Origin of the sequence: Paenibacillus sp. 453mf (genome assembly GCF_900116105.1) — a bacterium.
Classification (GTDB): domain Bacteria; phylum Bacillota; class Bacilli; order Paenibacillales; family Paenibacillaceae; genus Paenibacillus; species Paenibacillus provencensis.
The window spans coordinates 2,538,511-2,557,660 of sequence record NZ_FPAC01000001.1; the positions used below are offsets into that span (position 1 = coordinate 2,538,511).

Below are 19,150 nucleotides of genomic sequence, written 5' to 3' on the forward strand. Positions count from 1 at the left end.
TGGAATCAAAGAATTCCGATACACACGTTTCCTAAGAAGAATGACACTTTCGTAAGCTTCCATGCGATCTATAGTTAATTAATGAGAGGAGACATTAGCCTCCTCCCATGCTAAACGCACAACTTCCGCACTTAAGCGAAAGTCACCTCGCGCTCATTGATCAATTGGATCATCTCCTTTCCTTGTATTTCGTCGGCCCCGACAACTACATTATATAATCCGTGATTTCCATCAGGGTAGAGAAAGAAAAGTTATAACTAATCTTTACCGTAGTCGATTCTAAAGACCTGATTTCCATATAAATCGTAAACCCGCTAACAGCGAAAATCCTGATAACGAAAGCGGTTCCAGCTTGGAACTAGCTTAATCATCTATTTCTCCATCCAGCCACCCTGATTGAACGTTTTTTTCATCTGCTAAATTCAAGAAATTCAATTCTGTTGCCAAATGGATCATGGACATAGAAACGTGTGATACCTTCTTCTGTACGTGCCTCGTCATGAATAATGGTTACATTTTGCCTCGCTAGATGCACCTTTAAAGCTTCTATATTGTGAACATGAAATGCAGGATGGGCTTTGGTAGCGGGGGTAAAATCCTTCTGAACCCCAATATGTACTTCATGAATACCACATTTAAACCAAACACCACCTCGTTTCTGTAATGGCTCCGGCTTTGGAATTTCGGTCCACCCTAATATCTCTTTAAAGAAATGACGTGCTTCTGATTCACGGCCTTCCGGTGCAGCAAGCTGAACATGATCAAGACCAACAAACCTAAACGACATCGTCCTTCTCCTCCTTATGAACGCAATTTACGTTTCATTAGATGAAACTGAGTTTTAATTAATATCGTAATATTATTTTACCTAATTCGGACGGAAAGAGCTATCGCGTTTTTTGGTCTTGCAGTGCTACCTCAGAGTAAAGATGAAAAGCCTCGGACTCTTGTTCGTTATAAGTTACTTTGTAGGCGATAATCCCTGGAAGCAAATCGGTTATTCTAAAAGAATATAGACTGATCCTCAATGACATTTATGGATCAATTTTGAGATTTGTGGAATTGGTTGGTGAAGACAACGCAAAAAGGACCTGCAAACATGCAGATCCTTCTATTCTTTCGTATACTGTTCAACTGTATCATCAATACCAAATAATCTTCTATCCTCCGGCAGCACTTGACTTCTTGACCCGGGTGGTGGATACGTGATGCTTGGTATCCTTAGCGCTAATAGGTAAATACGTTACGTACGCAGTTGCAGGCTTCGGTATCGGTAATAGCCCAACATCGGTCTTTGCCGGCTTCGGCTGCAAGATTTCCCTCTCATATTCGGGCAGCTTCTTCTTCGCTGCTGCTTGAGTAATCAGAGTTATGAACTTACTTGCAATCCATACAGCTAGCACCGTATACAACGTTTCTTTGAGTGGCATAAAGAGAAGCGACAACAGCAATACAATTCCGTCAAAAATAAAGAACACTGATCCGATCTTCATCCGGCTCCATTTGCTGAGGATCACCGCCAAAATATCATCTCCGCCTGTCGCGCTTCCGCTCGCAATAACAATCCCTGCTCCCACTCCGGTTAAAATACCGGAAATGAGGGCCGCTGCCAGCAGACTTCCCTGCAGATCAATGACCAGGGGTGAATACCGTTCGCACCATTCATAAAATAATGAGAAAGATAAGGCTCCGAGCATGGCTTTGAGCATATACTTTCGGCCCATAAAATACCATGCAATCAGAATGACGGGAATATCCAGCAGCAAGCTGGTGAGCGCAGGAGACCAACCGGCAACATAGCTGCCAAGCAGGGCTAATCCTACAAATCCGCCTTCCGACAAATGATTTACATAGTTGATGTGATAAAAAGCAAACGCCATCAGCATCGTCCCAAAAAGCATCATTCCGATACTTTTCAGCTCATTCCGATTAAACATCGATCTTACGGCCTCGGTTACAGCCGTCCTTTTTCTGTTTTCGAATGAAACAGGTTGTTCTTGTGATATTACAGCCGCCTTATTCCAAAACAGAAGTTTTTGCTTTGTCCTCATACAGATTCCCTCGCATTGTTTGTAGTTTGGTCAGAAACAGACCGAAACTAACGCGTAAGGAAAGCTGAGAGGAGTTCATCCTTCGAATATTCATTTTGCTTACCTCTCCCTACGCATAGTTGGTCATTTTACAAGTGACTTTTTACTAATCGCGTAAGGGAAGCTACGTATACGAGGAATCATTTCGTTTCCAAATTGTCCTTTGGGGCTTCATCCTTCGGGGACTCATGGTATCCAGATCCTTTCTGTTAGTAATCATATATTCGTGCATATAGTCAGTTCTTTAATATATGATTAAACTAATTATAACATACCAGAAACGGTGCCTGCTTGGTATTTTATACTCACTTTATTACATGCTCCATGTCCATTTCATGTAGCGGCGAATAGACTATTAATATTCAACCCATCGTCTTTAGTCGCATACCTCTAGTTCTTACGGCTCTTTCTTCAGGATGTGGTGCTTTTCGGTTCGTCAAATTCGGGTAAATGGTATAATATAGAAAAAGATCTTAAAAAAACATATCCCGTAAGCGAGGCGGAGCGGACTATGAAGACGATTAAGCCTAGAGCGTTCATCGGATGTTCCCTTGAAGCGAAGCCTATTGCCGCAGCTGTACATGAAAATTTAAGGTATGCTGCTGAAATCACTCCTTGGTATGCCGGCGTATTTAATCCGAGCAGCTATACGATGGAGGATCTGGATAAGCAGGTTCGAAGCAGCGATTTCGCCATTTTTATTTTTCACCCGGATGACATCACCAGGATTCGGGGAAAAATGTACGCAACGGTACGGGACAATACCCTGTTTGAAATGGGTCTTTTTATGAGCCGATTGGGAAGAGGACGCATATTCTTTATATTACCTGAACATGTTAACGAGCTGGATAGCAGTATGGATATTGAAGGCATGCGAATGCCCAGTGATCTTCTTGGTCTAGGGTCCCTGACTTATGAAATTCGTTCAGATGGCAACTGGGCACCCGCTGTATCGGTAGCGTGTCACAAAATTGCTGATATGATGGAAAGATTAGGCCCTTGGTCAGATATGTATTTAACAGAGAAAGTGAATAAAGTAAAGCAGGAGGAAGAGAATAAACGCATTCAGCTGCTGAAGCTGCTTCGTTTCTTTCGCGAACTACTGCGTTCCCGCAAAATTGATGATCAAATGCTCCACCGTATGAGCGATACACTGCGAACGGCTTTTGTATCACGGCCGCATTTTCTCGTACGCGGTACCACGGTGCACCGGGTTTCTCTATCTGGATATATTGAGCAGGTAGCTGGAAATGTCGGTGAGATTGGAAGGCGTTACTCCATGAATATCAATGACGGCAAACCGCCGGATGATCCCAGTCGAATCATGGTCGTTGATGCGTACAAGGAGAACAAAATCAAGGTAAATCTGTATGATGATTATCTTGAGAAAGAGTATATGCTGTGCTATCCTGTAGCAAGTGGTTATGTATTTACCGTACATCTTGTTGGACACCTCGAGGCAGGTGATGATCTATTCCAGCAAATTGACCGTGATAATCGCCAACTATTTAGTGCTATTCACGACCTGTTAGGAGGAGAGTTGGGATGAAACCAATCAGACAGAGGCTCAACAAAAAAAGAGGAGCCCCAAAGGTACGTCTGAGTGCCGCGCGCGAAACAACCGGATCTGTACCGGAAGGTGACAGCGGCAACAGTTTCAAGAAGCCCGAGGTGCCCATTGTCACGCTTGGCCCTTCCTTGAAAGGCAAGGAACGCCCGTACAAGGTCATATTAGAGAAGGACGCACTCTACGATAAACCGCAATATATGACATAATTTTAGGCAGCATCGATCTTCAATGATCGATGCTGCCTTTCTCTTATTTAAGAGAGCGTTAAATGTTTGTACTCTCTGATGGTGCTGTAAGCTCTACCTTAATTCGGTCAGGATCTTCAAAATATACAGCGTAATGCTGCTCTCCTCCCGCATAGGGGTGAAGATTCTCGTATAAGATTAGGACTCCTCTATCCCTCATCTGACTGGTGAGCGAATCTACATGTGCTCTAGATTCGGCGTAAAAAGCAAGATGATTAAGCCCTACCCTGCACCTGTGATACGGCACATCAAGGAATCGTTCTTCTGCCTGTACAAATACGAGATAAGCCGTTCCGCATCTCCAGCTGATTCCCCTCTCCCATTTCTGATACTGCTCATACCCCAGCTCCGTTAGAAGCCATCCCCAGAATTCAGTGCTTCTCTTCAAATCAGAGACATAGATCTCTAGATGATGAATCATCGCTTATTTCAAGCTCCTCTCCCCATCTGTATACAATTTCCATTTGTCAGAAAGCATAAACAGATCTTATATTGAATATAATAATACAGGAACGTATGTTCTGTAAATATGACAGAAACTGAATCAATTTCATAACTCATCAAAACGATAAATACGATAACTATATCCTCTTAATTAAAGCAACTTAAGGTACGATGAAATGGATTCAATGACATATCATTTAAGGAAGTGAACGGGATGTCTACACCATTCACTGCCCCGATCCCCAGTGAAGCAGACCATTTGCTGGTCAAAAAATATATGATGCTCATTCTCATGCTGGATGTGCTTGAGCAGGACATCCACACCATACAGCATGTGTCTCTGCATATGCCACAGCTATATGTCCATCATTTAACCCGGATCCAGATGGATGTAACCCGAAATTTAACGGACATCCGAATTCTCATGCGTAGAAGCGGCATCCGCATCTACGAGGAGAACAAGCAGAAGGAAGGTTTTGAAATGCGCTACCTGTGCCGGGGATATCACCGTCGCTTATATTTACTGTGGACCTTCTGCAAAACCGAAGTAATGAAGGAAATGAGCGAACGACTGGGCATTGAGCTGACGGAACTGTCTTGACTGGGCAGCCGTTCAATTCGTATGATGTTAGGAAGATATATTCCTAGTAAAATTATAGGTTATTAAAATAAAGGGGACTTTCACATGCATGCTCAAAATAATCCTGCCGCTCCTCATGCTGACAAGCGTCTCGTTGTAAACAATGTAACCGAATTGATCGGTAATACTCCGATCGTCAGGCTGAATCGTCTACCGGAAGCTTACGATGCTGATGTATTCGTCAAGCTTGAATACTTCAATCCTAGCGGCAGTGTAAAAGACCGCGCCGCAGCTAATTTGATCAGGCAGGCGGAGCTCAGAGGCCTTCTTCAGCCTGGCGCCACCATTATAGAGCCTACCAGCGGAAACACAGGTATTGGTCTGGCTATGAATGCTGCCGCCAAGGGCTACAAAGCGATTCTTGTCATGCCTGATAACATGAGCAAGGAACGAATTAACATACTCAAAGCCTACGGCGCAGAGGTTGTGCTCACTCCTGCTGCGGGGCGTATGCCCGGTGCGATTCAGAAAGCACTGGAGCTAAAAGAAACAATACCGGGAAGCTTCATCCCCCAGCAGTTTGAGAATCATGCCAATCCGGATGCACACCGAACGACAACTGCACTCGAAATCATGACCCAGATGGACGGGAGACTGGATGCTTTTGTAGCCACTTCGGGAACCGGTGGAACCATTACAGGAACCGGCGAAGAACTCGGCCGTCAGGTCCCCGGCATTCAGATATTTGCGGTTGAGCCTGCCGGATCACCCGTGCTGTCCGGTGGCGAACCCGGTCCCCATAAACTGGTCGGAACAAGTCCCGGGTTTATTCCTTCCATTGTGAACACCGATGTGTGGAATGAGATTATTCAAGTAACGGACGAAGATGCTCTTGATACCATGCGGCAGCTGGCGGCAAAGGAAGGACTCCTGCTCGGTCCGTCGTCCGGCGCATCGGTATGGGCAGGACTGCAGATCGCCAAACAGCTGGGAGCTGGACACAAAGTGCTCTGCATCGCACCGGATACAGGTGAACGCTATCTCAGCACAGGCTTTTTTGATAAGTAAGAAGCTCATATCCTATACAAAAAAGATCAGTAAACTGCTCCTAACCCGAAGTCTGCAAGACTGGCGAGGAACAGATTACTGACCTTTATTTTGTTCAGGACCGTTTCAATCCAGAAAGAGTCGATGGATTGCAGCTCAGTTACATTAGAGCTTCTCTACTCTGAGTACCGCTCCTTGAGGGAGCACGGCTTCCACCCGTTCTCTGACCTTCGAATCAGCGACAATTTCAGGATCAAGCACAGCGGCAATTCCTTGATCTGACGACGAACGAATCAATCGCCCGAGTCCCTGCCGCAAACGAAGAAGCATATAAGGCATGTCCACTTCCTCATAGCTGGATTCTGCTGCTTCCCGCTTGGCCATAAATACTGGATCTTCCGGCGGATAAGGCAGTGACCAGATTATGACATTGGATAAGGAAGGTCCCGGTACATCAAGTCCTTCCCACAAGCTCGTTGCACAGAGTACGGTTTCCTCATTGTTCTGGAAATCTGCAATCAGACTGCTGATCTCCCCGTCCCCTTCGAACAGCATCTTATATGAAGTGAAATAAGGGTGCTGGGCTGCAGCTTGTTTGAATCTGCGCAGCTCTTCCATCGTGGTGAACAGTAGGAGAGCACGTCCTTCAGAGTGTGCGAGCAGCTTGGCGGCACTCGCCAGCTTTTTGGCAAAGAGAACTTCGCTTCGAGGCTCTCCCGCATCGCAGAGCTCTTCTGGAACGATCAGTCTCATCTGATCGGCATAATTATAGGGTGAATTCACAGAGAACGCTAAATAATCGGTAATGCCAAGACTATTAGCTACATAATCAAAAGACTGTCCTACCGATAGCGTTGCAGAAGAGAAAATGATCGGCATGTTTAGCCCAAATACTCGCTGCTCCAACACTTCCTTGACCTTTTGCGGCATGACGGCTAACGTTACATCCCCATCCTCGCTCTCCTCTGCCCAGCAAATATAGCTGCCAGGCTGCCTGAACAGCTGCAATGCGGTTTGAATCATCTCGAGATGCTCCTCAACAATTCGAAGCTTATATTCATTGAGTGTGTGCAGGCCGCTCTCGAACACCAGCTCCTCGTCAATCGCCTCCAGCGTATCATTCCAGCGATTTAACTGTATCAGCAGAGCCTCATTTACGCCCACTCTTTTTCGATCTGATCCCGGAATGCTGGTGCTGAGCTCTTGAACCAAGCTGAATACCACTTTACTCTGATCAATGGCGTCCTCCACCCGCTCTGCAAGCGTTTCGCGGATTTCCCCATCCAGGAGTCTTGTAATCATTTCTTCGAAGGCAGTGTGCTTCAGCTTGTAGCTGAGGGCATGCTGTGCAGCAGATTCCAGCAAATGACCTTCATCAAACACGACAGAGCTTTGCTCAGGAAGCAGTGGAAGCTGACCTTCCCTCTTTCTCCCTTCATAGGTCCAGACATGCTCCATATAATAATCGTGAGAGCAAATGATGAGATCCGTCGACTTACGGTAATGATCCCTCGAGAGGGTCATCCCGCAGCGGTGCCTTTTGTCGCATACAAAACAATCCTGGAAAGAGTCCCAGCTGATTTTGTCCCATTGTTCATCGTTCAGATGGGGATATTCCTTCCTGTCCCCATAAGGTGAGAAGGACTGCAGCGTTCCAGGCGAATGGACGAAGTCCGGCAGACTGTCATATACTTCTTCAATGACGTTGGCATCCTCATCCTTAAGACGGGCGCCGTCCATCTTTTTAAGACAAATATATTGATCCGGGGATTTCCCCAATCTCGCGTCAATATTCAATCCCAGGTAACGTGCAAGCTTGGCAATGTCACCTTCCGGCTTGACGAGCTGTTCAATTAACGACTCGTCCGCACAAGCAATGACAGCCGGCTTACGGGTATAACGGGCATAGTTCACCGCATACAGCAAATATACAAGCGTCTTCCCTGTACCCACACCTGCTTCTGCAAAAATCGTCTTCTTGTCGGCATAAGCTCTTTCCAGCTGATACGCCATATAAATTTGTTCATCCCGCACTTCAAAACCGTGCTCGGGCAACATATCATAAAATACATCCGCCACCCAATCGCCCACTTGCTTCACGAAAGGCTCGGTCGGATTATAGGAGAAAGGATATCGCTCCATGGTTACTCCCCCACATTAACATTTTTCTTATAAGGCGAAACTGATTCAGGCAAACATTGATTATCTCATAAACACAAGCTGATAGCAATTCTTTATATTTGTTATTCAGATGCATTAAAATGAACTTGCTAGCTTAAGCTATGCTCAAAAGTAACCAGGCACTCTTTGATATAGAAATGGGGCGCTATAAACAATGAATTGGACAATCCGCCAAGAGTATCCGTCAGACTATTATGCCATTACAGAACTGCATGCCCTCACTTTCTCATACAGCTACGGAATGGGTGAAGCCGTTCTTGTCAATATGCTGAGAGCACGGAGCACTTTTGATCCGGAGCTGTCTCTCGTTTGCGAGCTGGATGGGCAAATTGTAGGCCATATTTTATTCACTCCCCAGTCTATTCGCATCCAAGGCAGCACCTATCATGCCCTTATTCTGTCTCCGCTGGCGGTTCATCCTAATTATCAGAAACAGGGCATCGGCTCCGCCTTGATTCATGCCGGCCATCTTCGCGCATCACATAAAGGCTTCGTCTTATCCGTTGTGCTGGGTCATCCACATTACTACGTCCGCTTCGGTTATCAAGGAAAGGCGTGGATGGACGAGCAGATCCGTATTCCTTTGGAGAGCATCTATACAGATCATACTGCAGTAGTAAGGGAACGCCGTATTGAACAGGGAGATATTCCGTCTTTCGCACGGATGTGGGATCATATGCATGTATCCTCTTCGCTGGCACTTATTCCGGGACAATCTATTCTGGATTGGATCAGCCCCGGTGCAGGTACGATCAGCTCTGCCTTGTTAATTGATGAGAAGCTTGGCGGCTATATCAGGTACTCTAAAACTGACCCCGAAATAATCAGCTTCATTGTGGCACAGGACAGTCATTCCCTGCTCCTCATTGCAAATTATTTAAAACAAAAACTTAATCCGCTTACCGCTTCTCATTTATCCCTGCCGTTACCGGCAGCCTCTTTTTTGCTCGAGCGGTTTGGTACAACCTTTGATGTTAACATCAGCACTTACGCTGAATATATGGTTAAAGTAATGGAGGGTCCCGATCGCTCCAAGCTGCACAATCATTTCTCTGCTGTTGAAGAAGGTAATATACCGCGCGGCTCCATTATTTGGCCTGTTGAATTTGATTTGTGCTAATAACATAAAGAAGTAACATCTGATGCAATGATTATGATGATGTGGGATCTGTAACGATGGAGTCGCTATTTACTGCTATAGTCTCTATCCCTTATGAACAGTGGAGATGATTATTCCAGCACCCCTCCATATCACGTATGATTCACATTGCAACCGCTGCCAACACACGGGTGCCAATTTAAATCATAGGAGGAATCGTAGTGACGAAATTGAACCTGCATGACCACTCAACAAAACGGAAGTCTATCGTCTTCCGAACGCTTGTATCCGGTATCAGCTTGTCCCTTGCACTTCCCTTGCTTCCCCTAACGAGCTTATCCGCCGAGAGCATCCCTGCTGTAATGACTGCCGAAGCTGGACCACAGAATACACAGGCTGTTACAGCCGCCGGGAATTTATATGTAGCTCCGAATGGGTCCGCCAGCAATCCTGGGACACTTCAAAGCCCGACGACCCTTGAACATGCACTGACCCAGATTGAAGCAGGCTACACCATCTATCTACGCGGCGGTACTTACAGCTATTCCTCTACCATTACGATTGATCGAAATAACAGCGGAAATTCTGCGACTGCAAGAAAAACGCTGGCCGCCTACGGAAATGAAAAACCAATCCTTGATTTTTCAGCCCAGTCCTTTGCGTCAACGAATCGTGGTCTGCAGCTGTTTGGCAGTTACTGGCTTGTGAAAGGTCTGGAGATTAAAGGGGCGGGAGATAACGGACTTTATATAGCCGGAAACTATAACCGTATTGAGAATATAGAAGCGCATCATAACCGGGATACGGGAATTCAGCTTGGCCGCTATGCCTCCACTGCCGGATACAGCGAATGGCCCGCTTATAATGAAGTCATTAATTCATATTCCCATGACAATTACGACCCGGATAACGGCGAAGATGCAGACGGTTTTGCTGCCAAGCTCACGGTCGGCCCGGGCAACGTATTCGATGGATGTATTGCCGCTTATAATGTCGATGATGGCTGGGATCTCTATACGAAGGACGATACAGGCGCAATTGGAACGGTAACGATTCGCAACAGCATTGCCTATAAGAATGGTCAGACCTCGGACGGAACGTCCACTACGAGCAGTGATGGCAACGGATTCAAGCTGGGTGGTGAAGATATTGCGGTGAACCATACCGTGGTGAACAGTATTGCTTTTCAGAACAAAAAGCACGGCTTTACGTTTAACAGCAATCCCGGCTCCATCAACTTCAAGAACAATACATCCTGGAGCAATGGACGAAGCAATTTTGCATTTGATGAGGGTACGCACATCTTTACGAACAATTTATCCTTTGCCGGAGGAGCAAGTGATAAAACAAGCGGAACGGATGTAGCATCAAGCAATGTATGGTGGAAAAACAAAATAAGCGTCAATGCGAAGGGACTTCTTGCCAGCAGTGAAGATTTTCAGTCCCTCGTCCCAACTGTTACCCGTGACACAAACGGAAATCCGGTACTGGGCAATTTCTTGAAACTGGCTGCAGGCAGTGATTTGGTCGGAGCCGGGACACCAAGCGGCACCAATATTGGAGCACGTTGATCGTCTAATGGATACATGCAAGAAGGAGCCAAAGCATTCATTCGGCTCCTTCTTGCATGTATTTACTGATTTCAAGCTTCAAACAGCACTTCCCCTGTTCGGGTTAGATCATATCCCGATATCGAACCCAGCTCACGGATAAAGGACTCGGAACGCAATATATCAAGAACGGCGTGTATAAGCCCCTCATTCTCCGGCTTGTTCATAAGTACAAGATCGTATCTTTCTATCGTTAGCGGAATAAACTCCACTCCTTGCACAATGGTTGCCGCCTTCTCGATGCCTACTCCAACATCTGCCTGCTTGGATGCGACCCTTCCAGCTACAGCCAAATGATTGGATTCCTCATCATGGTACCCCATCAGTTCTCTAGCAGCGATTCCATGCATGCGGAGCTGTTCCTCGAGAAGCACCCGTGCTCCCGCCCCCCGCTCCCGGTTCACCATACGGATTCCCGGCTTAGCCAGATCCTTCCACCCATGCAGTTCATGAGGATTGCCAGGCTGAACATATAGCCCTGCTCGTCTGCTCATTAAGTTCACAACTTTATAAGAGCAGCCTATCAGCAATTTGCGTATATAGGGAATGTTGTATTCTCCCGTATCCCCGTCCAGCAAATGGGTACTGACAATATCGGAATGTCCCTGATACATGGAAATTAAACTGTCCAGGCTCCCTACGTAAGATCTAAGCGGCCTGATACCGGGCGAGCGCTTCTCTATATGCCGAACCAAAATATCGAGGCTCATATCTTGTCCTGTGATCACCACTTGCCTAGCCCCTTGAGTCGTCCCCTGAACAGCCACAGGAACCGCAGGAGCATCGATCACCGGACTTAAGGACCTTATCTCCTCACTCGAATGCAGGCCAACACCTTTGGAGCGCTGCTTGTACACCTCAAGATCTGAGTGGTCGATCCGCATCTGCTTGCCGACCCGATAGGCTGTAAGCTGCCCCTTCTTGATTAAATCGTACACCGTTAATTTTGATATTTTTAGTAGCTGGGCGATTTCCTCGGTTGTATAGGAGATATCGGTCACATTTGCCACCCCTCTTGTCAGGTATGCAATAACGAATGATTGATGCAATTGATTGTACCATACTCTTTTCATTCCATTGGATTGTAATTGCTTCAAGAACCAATATAATATATTTAATTATATCTAATTATAATCAAATATAACGATTGGATGGAGATTATGTTAAAACAAGCGAAGCTTAGTATGATTTCTTTCTTCCTTCTCGCCCTGATATTCATATCTGCCTGTGCATCATCGAACGCTTCGTCACCGGACGATGCCGATTCGGCCAGCAGTGCATCCTCACTCCCGCCTTCCGAACGCACTGAGCTAACGATCTCAGCGGCTGCAAGCCTAACCGATGTGCTGGAAGAATTACAGCCCATCTTTGAAGAAGCTCATCCCGCCATACAGCTCAGCTTCAACTTTGGCGGTTCCGGCTCCCTTCAGCAGCAAATCGAGCAAGGGGCTCCGGCTGATCTGTTTCTGTCAGCAGCTGAGAAAAATATGCAAGCCCTAATAGATAAAGGTCTCATTAATACAGAAAATACGACTACACTGTTAACCAATGAGCTCGTCCTCATTACATCTAACAACAGCGACCAACCCATCACCTCTGAGCAGGATCTCACTGCTGAAGATATCAAGATCGTTGCCCTTGGCATACCTGAAAGCGTACCTGCCGGAAGCTATGCACAGGAGGCTCTGACTTCGCTTGGCTTATATGAACAGCTGCAATCCAAAATAGTCCAGGCCAAGGATGTGCGACAAGTATTGCAGTATGTCGAGACGGGGAACGCCGATGCCGGCTTCGTGTATAAAACAGATGCACTTACTTCCAGCAAGGTGAAGATTGTACACACCGTCAATCCGGCAAGCTATACATCAATTACATACCCTGCTGGTGTGGTATCGGACAGTAAGTATCCCGAAGCGGCAGAAACTTTCTATGACTTTTTGCAGTCTCCTGAAGCACAAGCCGTGTTTACTAGTTACGGATTTTCGGTGCCTGAATGATGGCAGCTTCATTTGACTGGCATAACTTCTGGGCACCTGTCCGCTTATCCTTACTTGTTGCATTCTTGTCCAGTATAATCACGATTGTACTTGGCGGGCTTACTGCGAGATGGATGTCCAAGAGCAGGTTCAGAGGAAAGTTGCTGCTTGAAACGGCATTTATGCTGCCGATGGTCCTTCCGCCCACGGTTGTAGGCTTTCTACTGCTCGTCCTGCTGGGGAGAAACAGCTGGATTGGAGCTTTAATTGAGACCATCTTTGCCGCACCTGTCGTATTCTCGTGGACAGCCTGCGTTATCGCCTCTGTTGTTGTCTCCTTTCCACTGGTTTATCAGACAATGAAGGTCGGCTTTACGTCCATTGATTCCGAGCTCGAAGCTTCCGGACGCTCGATCGGTGCTAATGAATGGCAGGTATTCCGGTATATTACCCTTCCGCTCATCTGGCCTTCTGTTATTACTGCGTATATTCTCGGATTTGCACGGGCACTTGGTGAGTTCGGCGCAACGCTGATGATTGCAGGCAATATTCCAGGTAGAACACAAACGGTCCCTACTGCCATTTACATTGCCGTTGACAGTGGGAATACGGTCATGGCCTGGGCCTGGACGATTGCGATCGTACTTATTTCGTTCCTGTTGCTGCTTCTAACAGGGCGCAGAAAAAAAGATTAGCATTGGACTTTTGCCCATTTGGAACCAATCAAGTTAATAGGCTGGACGCAGTTGCAGCAGCCTTGATCATTTATCAAACCAAACCCTTATGTGATTTTAAAATAAGGGTTTTTAGTGTTCGCTTAATTAATATATTATTGTTTTGATATTTTTACAATATATGGATATACATACGGTGTTCATAAGGATTTATTTAGTTACAATATTGTTACTTTAATACACGCCTGTTTCAAACCAATGACAATTTATTATCCGACTTAGCGGAAATTTCGCAAAAAAATCCGGTTCTTTCTACGTTTTATTCCAGTAATTGGTGTACAAAAAGTAAAACAATGATTACATTTTTGATACTTATTAACCTTGTTTTGATATATATTAATTACAGTTAATTCATATTAAAAAAGTGTGCCGAATCTATCAGAATAGTACGGGGGACGATTTACAACATTTGGGGTGAATGCAGCAATGGAAAGATGCTAGAGTACCTTCTACTCGAACCCGACAGCTAACCTCGGAGGCAATTGGAGGAAATTTTAAGAATGAAGAAGTTTGGTAAATATATGTTGTTCTCATCTCTGCTCGCAGCTGGGTTAATTATGGGGAATGGACAAGCAGATGCCTCCTCATCAAGTACAAATACAGTAAATATTCAAGTGAATAGCAATCTGATCGATTTCCCAGATGCGGAGCCATTCTTAGATCAGAATTACAGCACTCAAGTACCAGTCCGCATGCTTGCTGACGAAATGAACTATACGATTAAAGTATTTAAGAGCGGTAAAGAAACGGTGGTCAAGCTGTCCAAGGGCGGTACAACCATTCGCATTCAAACCAATCAGACGACAGCGGTCGTCAACAGCAGCAAAGTAAGCCTCGGCACACAAGTGTTTATCCGAAATGACCGTACATATGTACCCATTCGTTTTGTATCAGAAGCAATGGGCTATGACGTAACTTGGAAAAAGGATCTTATGCTGGCCATGATTAGCACAACCGGTAAAACATACAGTCCCGCACTTGTTCCAAACGACCATGTCAAAGGCACAAGCATTGTAAATGAAGCGATGAAGCATATCGGCGTTCCTTATGTTTACGGCGGTTCGACAACAAGCGGGTTTGACTGCTCTGGTCTGGTTAAATATGTATTCGATAAATACGGAGTGTCCCTGCCGCGTACCGCAGCTACCCAATATAACCAAGGCTCATCCGTATCCAAAGGGAACTTGCAGCAAGGCGATCTGGTCTTTTTCAAGACCACAGGAAGCTCTATATCCCATGTCGGCATCTATGTAGGAAACAATAATTTTATTTCAGCTACCAGCTCCTCTGGCGTAAAAATCGATAGCCTGGACAACACCTATTGGGGTCCTAAGTACGCCGGCGCGAAGAGAGTTCTATAAATAAACATATATCTAATAACCCCCCTTTGCTGCTTGCCGGCAAAGGGGTTCTATCTATGATGGGTGTACTCAGAAATATTCTCCATGTAAAGAAAGAAGCTGACACAGATATTTGTGGCAGCTTCTTTCTTTACATATATGATTGAATTAGTTCGTAAACAGATGATTACCAATCTTCTTGATCGCAGGTCGCTCCATGCTCCATTCGGAGGTCGCAATCTCCGGATTATAATAGTACATAGCTCCTCCAGACGGATCCCAGCCATTCAGAGCACTCTTTGCCGCCTTTAGCGCGGTCTCATCGGGAGCCAAATTGTATTGACCGTCATCTACTGCAGTAAATTGTCTTGGCTGCAGAATCACCTCTGTGATCGAGTCCGGGAATTCATCCGATTGCACTCGGTTCAAGATCACAGCTCCGACGGCTACTTGACCTTCAAAAGATTCTCCCCGCGCCTCACCATGGATAGCCTTTGCCAGTTGATTTAACGCGGTTTGGTTAATTGGTGCTTTTTTCTCCAGCACACGGATAGTCTCTGGACCGGCAATCCCATCTACCTTGAGTCCAAATTGCTTCTGGAATGAGCGGACAGCCTTCTCAGTTGCCTGGCCATAATATCCGGTTGTTCCTGTATTCATGAAACCAATGCTGCTTAGTCTTTCTTGCAAATTAAGCACATCAGCGCTCTGAATCCCCTGTTGCATGATTGCAGCACTTGCACCTGCAGGTGCTGCAGTCGCCGTTCCATAAGCACCCAAGAGTGCGGCACATATCATAAGTCTTTTCGTCAGTTTTCTCATTGATGTCATTCCTCCAGTTGTGATTGAATGGTCAGCGATGTAACACCGTCATAATGATGCATTCAATCAAATATATCTATAAATATAGATTAATGTATATATAGATTCATTTGGATGCAAATCACCTATGATAATTATAATGTCACATTATATTTATTGCCGATATATTTCATCAATCCGCTGAAAGATACCTGAATGCGTATGATCTCCTTCAGCGGATGATTCCTTTTCATTACAGTACAATATCAATCTTTACAGTAAGCTGTTTCACATTATAGAGAAAGCGAATTGTGTCTATCCGCTATTTCGTAAACACATGATTTCCAAGTCTTTGCGTCACAGGTCTGGATTTCATCCACGACGAGGATGCTGTTGTCGGATTATAGAAATATAGAGCACCCTTGGAAGGGTCGTAACCTGTCAGCGCCCTGCGGGCAGCCTCATAGGATGCAGCCGTCGGACTGCTGAGCTTGCCGTCCATTGCAGGTGTAAATTGATTCTTCTGGAATATGACATTCGTTATGGAGTCCGGAAAAGCATTGCTTTGAACCCGGTTCAGAATAACGGCACCCACCGCAATCTTACCTGTCAAGGATTCACCTCCGGCCTCATCCTGTATGATTCCTGCCAAATGCCGAAGCACTTTGTTGTTAATTGGGGCAACAGCTTCAAGCTTGGACTTCGTATTAGATCCAATAATACCATCCACACTTAGTCCGTAAGCTCTCTGGAATGATTTGACGGCAGCTTTCGTACGGTTACCATAGTAACCGCTGATTCCAGCCGTAAAGTAACCTTTGCTATGCAGTCTTTCTTGTACTTCAACCACCTCTGCGCTTTGACTGCCAAGCCGAAGTGTTGCTGCGTTCGCTGATGTCGCTGAGCCCAGCACGGAAAGCGCACAGGCACATGTTATTAATAGTGTTGTTATTTTCTTCTTCATTAAAATCAGATATCCTCCAGTTTCATTCATGTTAGTCTGTATCATCAAGGACGACTGACTTCATTACGTGAAAAGGCGGAACAAAAACGTTCACCTACGAATTACACTATATCACAGGTTACAAATTTGTCATATCTGACAATGGTCCTAATCTTCGAGCTCAAGCCCTTTTGTCTCTCTTCCAAGGAAGAGAACGGCCGCTGCACCTATTAGCACGGTAACAAAAAACAATACGAAGATGGACTCCACGGCAACCCCGTTTTGCACCAATAGTCCTACGAGCAGCGGTGCAAGGATTCCTCCGACGCGGCCGATCGAGGCCGAAAGACCGACACCTGTTGAACGTGCCTTAAGCGGGTACAGCTCCGGTGTGTAGGCGTACATTCCTCCCCAGGCTCCAAGGTTAAAGAACGATAATGACATCCCTGCCAGAATCAGGCTGAATTCCGATTCCGCATTACCGAACCACAGCGCACTTACTGCGGTCATTACCAAATATACAACGAGAACAAATTTGCGCCCGAACTTCTCGATGAAGTAAGCCGCTGTAAAATATCCCGGTAGCTGGGCTAATGTCATAATCAGCACATACTGAAAGCTCTTGACCAGCTCAAAGCCCTTGATCTGCATAATGCTCGGCAGCCACAGGAACATGCCATAGTAAGAAAACACAACCGTAAACCATAGAATCCACAGCATCAGTGTTGTCTTGCGATGCTCAGTGGACCACACGGATGTGAATTTTTCGCGAAACGAAACTTGGCGCAGCTCCTGCTTGTTCTGAAGCCGTGGCGAATCCTCGATGGCTCTTCGCAAGTAGAGCGCATATAGTGCAGGCAGCGCTCCAATCAGAAAGGCTACTTGCCACCCGTATTCGGGAATAACGAAAAAGGAGATCAGCGCAGACAGAATCCAGCCCGCTGCCCAGAAGCTCTCCAGCAGCACAACCGCTCGTCCCCGCTCTTTGGCCGGAACAGACTCCGATACGAGCGTAGAGGCTACGGGAAGCTCTCCGCCAAGACCGACTCCGGCAATAAACCGGATAATGCACAGAAATACGTAACCTGTAGCCAGTGCCGAGATTCCACTTGCTACAGAGAAAATAAGCAGTGTCCACATGAGGACTGCCTTGCGTCCATACTTATCCGCCATCGTTCCTGCCAGCAACGCACCCACAGCCATGCCGATGGAGGTCGAGCTCGATACGAGTCCAACTTCACCAGGAGTAAGCAGCCACTCCTGCGCCAGAGCCGCAACGATAAAGGACATCATGCCGACTTCCATCGCATCGAACATCCAGCTGAGCCCTGCACTGAACAGCAGCTTGCGCTGCTTCGGATTTCGCAATACTTCTAAATTACTCATTATAAGGTTCTGCTCCCTGTTTATGTATTTGGAGATTAGTATCTTACCTAACCCATCAAACTATTTATAATGGATTCTGCCAAACTGTCAACCTTTTTTTAATATAAAAAGGAGAACAGTCAGCCTCTTAGCTACTGTTCTCCTGTGCTTGCTCATGCAAGCCTGCTACTCTTTTTTTTGCGCAAAGGTTAAATCCCCTGTTATCTTTCGGTACCAGGCCTCGTAGTGATGAATCGCCAGCCCTGCGAAGGAACGGTGGGTCGTGCCCAGCTTGCCTGCGATTTCAATCTCCGATTCCATGTTCGTTACCGGCTTTCGGAAAAAGGTTAAATGCTCGCCTTCGTCGGTATGGCCCAGCTCTGCACCGATCCACACCTTCTTATCGAGCTCGTCCGCCTCGGCAAGCTCCTCCTTGGACAGCTCATACATCTGCTCTCCGCTGTCCCTATAAGACATAATGGCGATGGCGTCAAACCGGTCAATAACCCAGCGGCTGAACGTTCCGCTGCCATCGGGAGCTTCCTTGGAGTCAAGCCAGAACGGTACAGCTGCACTCATGTACAACCCGGCTTCCGTACCTGCCTGGCTCCATTCCTCCATGTTCTCGCTCCATTCGGCAATGACGGCTGCTTCCTCCCGCCCCCATCTTCTTAGCTGGTAGGGCTCCACATCGAATTGAATGCCGTCGAACTTCTCTTCAGGTGCTGCATCTCCATTGTAGGACTTCACCCATTCAATCCATGCTGTTCCTTCACTACGCTTTTCCGTATAAGCCCAATCTGCATGGCCGTTCAGCGCATGAATCGTAATTCCTGCAGCATGCGCTGAACGGTTGAATGACCGATAAGCCTCATCACTTACTTCTTTTTGAGTCTGGAGAAAGACCGTGTCCACCTCTTGTTCATCCAGGAATTGCACGATCTCCTCCGTATGCTGCTCAATAAGTGAGGCATCCCAAAGCCAGGTTGCTTTTTTCTCATTCATGACCGGTGACTTCAGCATAAAATACAGAATGAGTAAAAATACAACGATGACCATCATGAAGCTCCATTTTACCCATGCAGGATATGCATTCCATGCTTTTCCTCCTCTAATCACGGCAGG

Annotated in this window: 18 protein-coding genes and 1 riboswitch; of the genes, 9 read left to right on the top strand and 9 right to left on the bottom strand. The window is 46.2% G+C overall.

The features are described from left to right. Positions 1-409 precede the first annotated feature (409 nt). On the bottom strand, positions 410-787 hold the full coding sequence (locus BM415_RS12025) for a VOC family protein (protein ID WP_091158273.1): 378 nt from the start codon (positions 785-787) through the stop codon (positions 410-412). 373 nt (positions 788-1,160) lie between these two features. Next, on the bottom strand, positions 1,161-2,051 hold the full coding sequence (locus tag BM415_RS12030; protein ID WP_348272313.1) for a YitT family protein: 891 nt from the start codon (positions 2,049-2,051) through the stop codon (positions 1,161-1,163). 550 nt (positions 2,052-2,601) lie between these two features. Here BM415_RS12030 and BM415_RS12035 point away from each other — a divergent pair. Together BM415_RS12035 and BM415_RS12040 are read left to right on the top strand one after the other, a co-directional pair. Further along, positions 2,602-3,639 carry a nucleotide-binding protein gene (locus tag BM415_RS12035; RefSeq protein WP_091158275.1) on the top strand — a complete coding sequence of 346 codons (1,038 nt, stop codon included), beginning with the start codon at positions 2,602-2,604 and terminating at the stop codon, positions 3,637-3,639. Further along, entirely contained in the window at positions 3,636-3,866 is a 231-nt protein-coding gene (locus tag BM415_RS12040) for a hypothetical protein (protein ID WP_091158277.1), read from the top strand. The genes BM415_RS12035 and BM415_RS12040 overlap by 4 nt, the downstream gene beginning before the upstream one ends. A gap of 58 nt (positions 3,867-3,924) precedes the next feature. Here BM415_RS12040 and BM415_RS12045 read toward each other — a convergent pair whose 3' ends face one another. Next, entirely contained in the window at positions 3,925-4,326 is a 402-nt protein-coding gene (locus BM415_RS12045) for a VOC family protein (protein ID WP_091158278.1), read from the bottom strand. A gap of 237 nt (positions 4,327-4,563) precedes the next feature. Here BM415_RS12045 and BM415_RS12050 point away from each other — a divergent pair, with 237 nt between their 5' ends. Together BM415_RS12050 and cysK are read left to right on the top strand one after the other, a co-directional pair. After that, entirely contained in the window at positions 4,564-4,950 is a 387-nt protein-coding gene (locus BM415_RS12050) for a YhjD family protein (protein ID WP_091158280.1), read from the top strand. A gap of 84 nt (positions 4,951-5,034) precedes the next feature. After that, positions 5,035-5,997, top strand: a complete 963-nt coding sequence (gene cysK / locus BM415_RS12055; RefSeq protein ID WP_091158282.1) for a cysteine synthase A — start codon at positions 5,035-5,037, stop codon at positions 5,995-5,997. A 144-nt stretch (positions 5,998-6,141) separates the two neighbouring features. Here the strand turns inward: cysK and BM415_RS12060 are convergent, their stop codons facing one another. Next, a complete protein-coding gene (locus tag BM415_RS12060; RefSeq protein ID WP_091158284.1) occupies positions 6,142-8,118 on the bottom strand; it encodes an ATP-dependent DNA helicase in 1,977 nt (658 codons plus the stop codon). Positions 8,119-8,311: 193 nt separating this feature from the next. Between BM415_RS12060 and BM415_RS12065 the strand changes: the two genes are divergently transcribed. Both BM415_RS12065 and BM415_RS12070 read left to right on the top strand, forming a co-directional pair. Then, a complete protein-coding gene (locus BM415_RS12065) occupies positions 8,312-9,277 on the top strand; it encodes a GNAT family N-acetyltransferase (RefSeq protein WP_091158285.1) in 966 nt (321 codons plus the stop codon). A 272-nt stretch (positions 9,278-9,549) separates the two neighbouring features. After that, positions 9,550-10,827: a right-handed parallel beta-helix repeat-containing protein gene (locus BM415_RS12070; RefSeq protein ID WP_244533310.1), complete on the top strand. Its 1,278-nt coding sequence runs from the start codon at positions 9,550-9,552 to the stop codon at positions 10,825-10,827. Positions 10,828-10,898: 71 nt separating this feature from the next. Here BM415_RS12070 and BM415_RS12075 read toward each other — a convergent pair whose 3' ends face one another. Continuing rightward, the gene (locus tag BM415_RS12075; RefSeq protein WP_244533221.1) at positions 10,899-11,867 is read right to left on the bottom strand and encodes a substrate-binding domain-containing protein; all 969 of its coding nucleotides are present in this window, start codon (positions 11,865-11,867) and stop codon (positions 10,899-10,901) included. Between the two features lie 159 nt (positions 11,868-12,026). Here BM415_RS12075 and modA point away from each other — a divergent pair, with 159 nt between their 5' ends. From modA to BM415_RS12090, 3 genes are all read left to right on the top strand, one after another. Next, positions 12,027-12,863, top strand: a complete 837-nt coding sequence (gene modA, locus BM415_RS12080) for a molybdate ABC transporter substrate-binding protein (RefSeq protein WP_091158289.1) — start codon at positions 12,027-12,029, stop codon at positions 12,861-12,863. After that, positions 12,860-13,537 (top strand): molybdate ABC transporter permease subunit, encoded by a 678-nt coding sequence (gene modB / locus BM415_RS12085; protein WP_091158290.1) that lies wholly within the window; start codon positions 12,860-12,862, stop codon positions 13,535-13,537. The genes modA and modB overlap by 4 nt, the downstream gene beginning before the upstream one ends. A gap of 396 nt (positions 13,538-13,933) precedes the next feature. Beyond that, a riboswitch (cyclic di-AMP (ydaO/yuaA leader) is annotated at positions 13,934-14,071 on the top strand. A 5-nt stretch (positions 14,072-14,076) separates the two neighbouring features. Continuing rightward, the gene (locus BM415_RS12090; RefSeq protein WP_091158292.1) at positions 14,077-14,937 is read left to right on the top strand and encodes a C40 family peptidase; all 861 of its coding nucleotides are present in this window, start codon (positions 14,077-14,079) and stop codon (positions 14,935-14,937) included. A gap of 147 nt (positions 14,938-15,084) precedes the next feature. On the opposite strand, the gene BM415_RS12095 is transcribed toward BM415_RS12090, so the two are convergent. The 4 genes from BM415_RS12095 to BM415_RS12110 all read right to left on the bottom strand — a co-directional run bounded on the left by BM415_RS12095 (position 15,085) and on the right by BM415_RS12110 (position 19,144). Next, positions 15,085-15,738 (bottom strand): cell wall hydrolase, encoded by a 654-nt coding sequence (locus BM415_RS12095; protein ID WP_091158293.1) that lies wholly within the window; start codon positions 15,736-15,738, stop codon positions 15,085-15,087. A 301-nt stretch (positions 15,739-16,039) separates the two neighbouring features. Further along, positions 16,040-16,681, bottom strand: coding sequence for a cell wall hydrolase (locus BM415_RS12100; RefSeq protein ID WP_091158294.1), 642 nt, complete (start codon positions 16,679-16,681; stop codon positions 16,040-16,042). A 147-nt stretch (positions 16,682-16,828) separates the two neighbouring features. Further along, on the bottom strand, positions 16,829-18,046 hold the full coding sequence (locus BM415_RS12105) for an MFS transporter (protein WP_091158296.1): 1,218 nt from the start codon (positions 18,044-18,046) through the stop codon (positions 16,829-16,831). Between the two features lie 165 nt (positions 18,047-18,211). Beyond that, the gene (locus BM415_RS12110; protein WP_244533222.1) at positions 18,212-19,144 is read right to left on the bottom strand and encodes a hypothetical protein; all 933 of its coding nucleotides are present in this window, start codon (positions 19,142-19,144) and stop codon (positions 18,212-18,214) included. Between the last annotated feature and the right edge of the window lie 6 nt (positions 19,145-19,150).

Bases quoted from the DNA above. Each gene is read 5' to 3' on its own strand.
- BM415_RS12035 (WP_091158275.1), top strand. From the start codon at position 2,602: ATGAAGACGATTAAGCCTAGAGCGTTCATCGGATGTTCCCTTGAAGCG.
- cysK (WP_091158282.1), top strand. From the start codon at position 5,035: ATGCATGCTCAAAATAATCCTGCCGCTCCTCATGCTGACAAGCGTCTC.
- BM415_RS12025 (WP_091158273.1), bottom strand. From the start codon at position 787: ATGTCGTTTAGGTTTGTTGGTCTTGATCATGTTCAGCTTGCTGCACCG.
- BM415_RS12045 (WP_091158278.1), bottom strand. From the start codon at position 4,326: ATGATTCATCATCTAGAGATCTATGTCTCTGATTTGAAGAGAAGCACT.
- BM415_RS12095 (WP_091158293.1), bottom strand. From the start codon at position 15,738: ATGAGAAAACTGACGAAAAGACTTATGATATGTGCCGCACTCTTGGGT.
- BM415_RS12030 (WP_348272313.1), bottom strand. From the start codon at position 2,051: ATGAGGACAAAGCAAAAACTTCTGTTTTGGAATAAGGCGGCTGTAATA.
- BM415_RS12065 (WP_091158285.1), top strand. From the start codon at position 8,312: ATGAATTGGACAATCCGCCAAGAGTATCCGTCAGACTATTATGCCATT.
- BM415_RS12090 (WP_091158292.1), top strand. From the start codon at position 14,077: ATGAAGAAGTTTGGTAAATATATGTTGTTCTCATCTCTGCTCGCAGCT.
- modA (WP_091158289.1), top strand. From the start codon at position 12,027: ATGTTAAAACAAGCGAAGCTTAGTATGATTTCTTTCTTCCTTCTCGCC.
- BM415_RS12060 (WP_091158284.1), bottom strand. From the start codon at position 8,118: ATGGAGCGATATCCTTTCTCCTATAATCCGACCGAGCCTTTCGTGAAG.
- modB (WP_091158290.1), top strand. From the start codon at position 12,860: ATGATGGCAGCTTCATTTGACTGGCATAACTTCTGGGCACCTGTCCGC.
- BM415_RS12040 (WP_091158277.1), top strand. From the start codon at position 3,636: ATGAAACCAATCAGACAGAGGCTCAACAAAAAAAGAGGAGCCCCAAAG.
- BM415_RS12100 (WP_091158294.1), bottom strand. From the start codon at position 16,681: ATGAAGAAGAAAATAACAACACTATTAATAACATGTGCCTGTGCGCTT.
- BM415_RS12105 (WP_091158296.1), bottom strand. From the start codon at position 18,046: ATGAGTAATTTAGAAGTATTGCGAAATCCGAAGCAGCGCAAGCTGCTG.
- BM415_RS12050 (WP_091158280.1), top strand. From the start codon at position 4,564: ATGTCTACACCATTCACTGCCCCGATCCCCAGTGAAGCAGACCATTTG.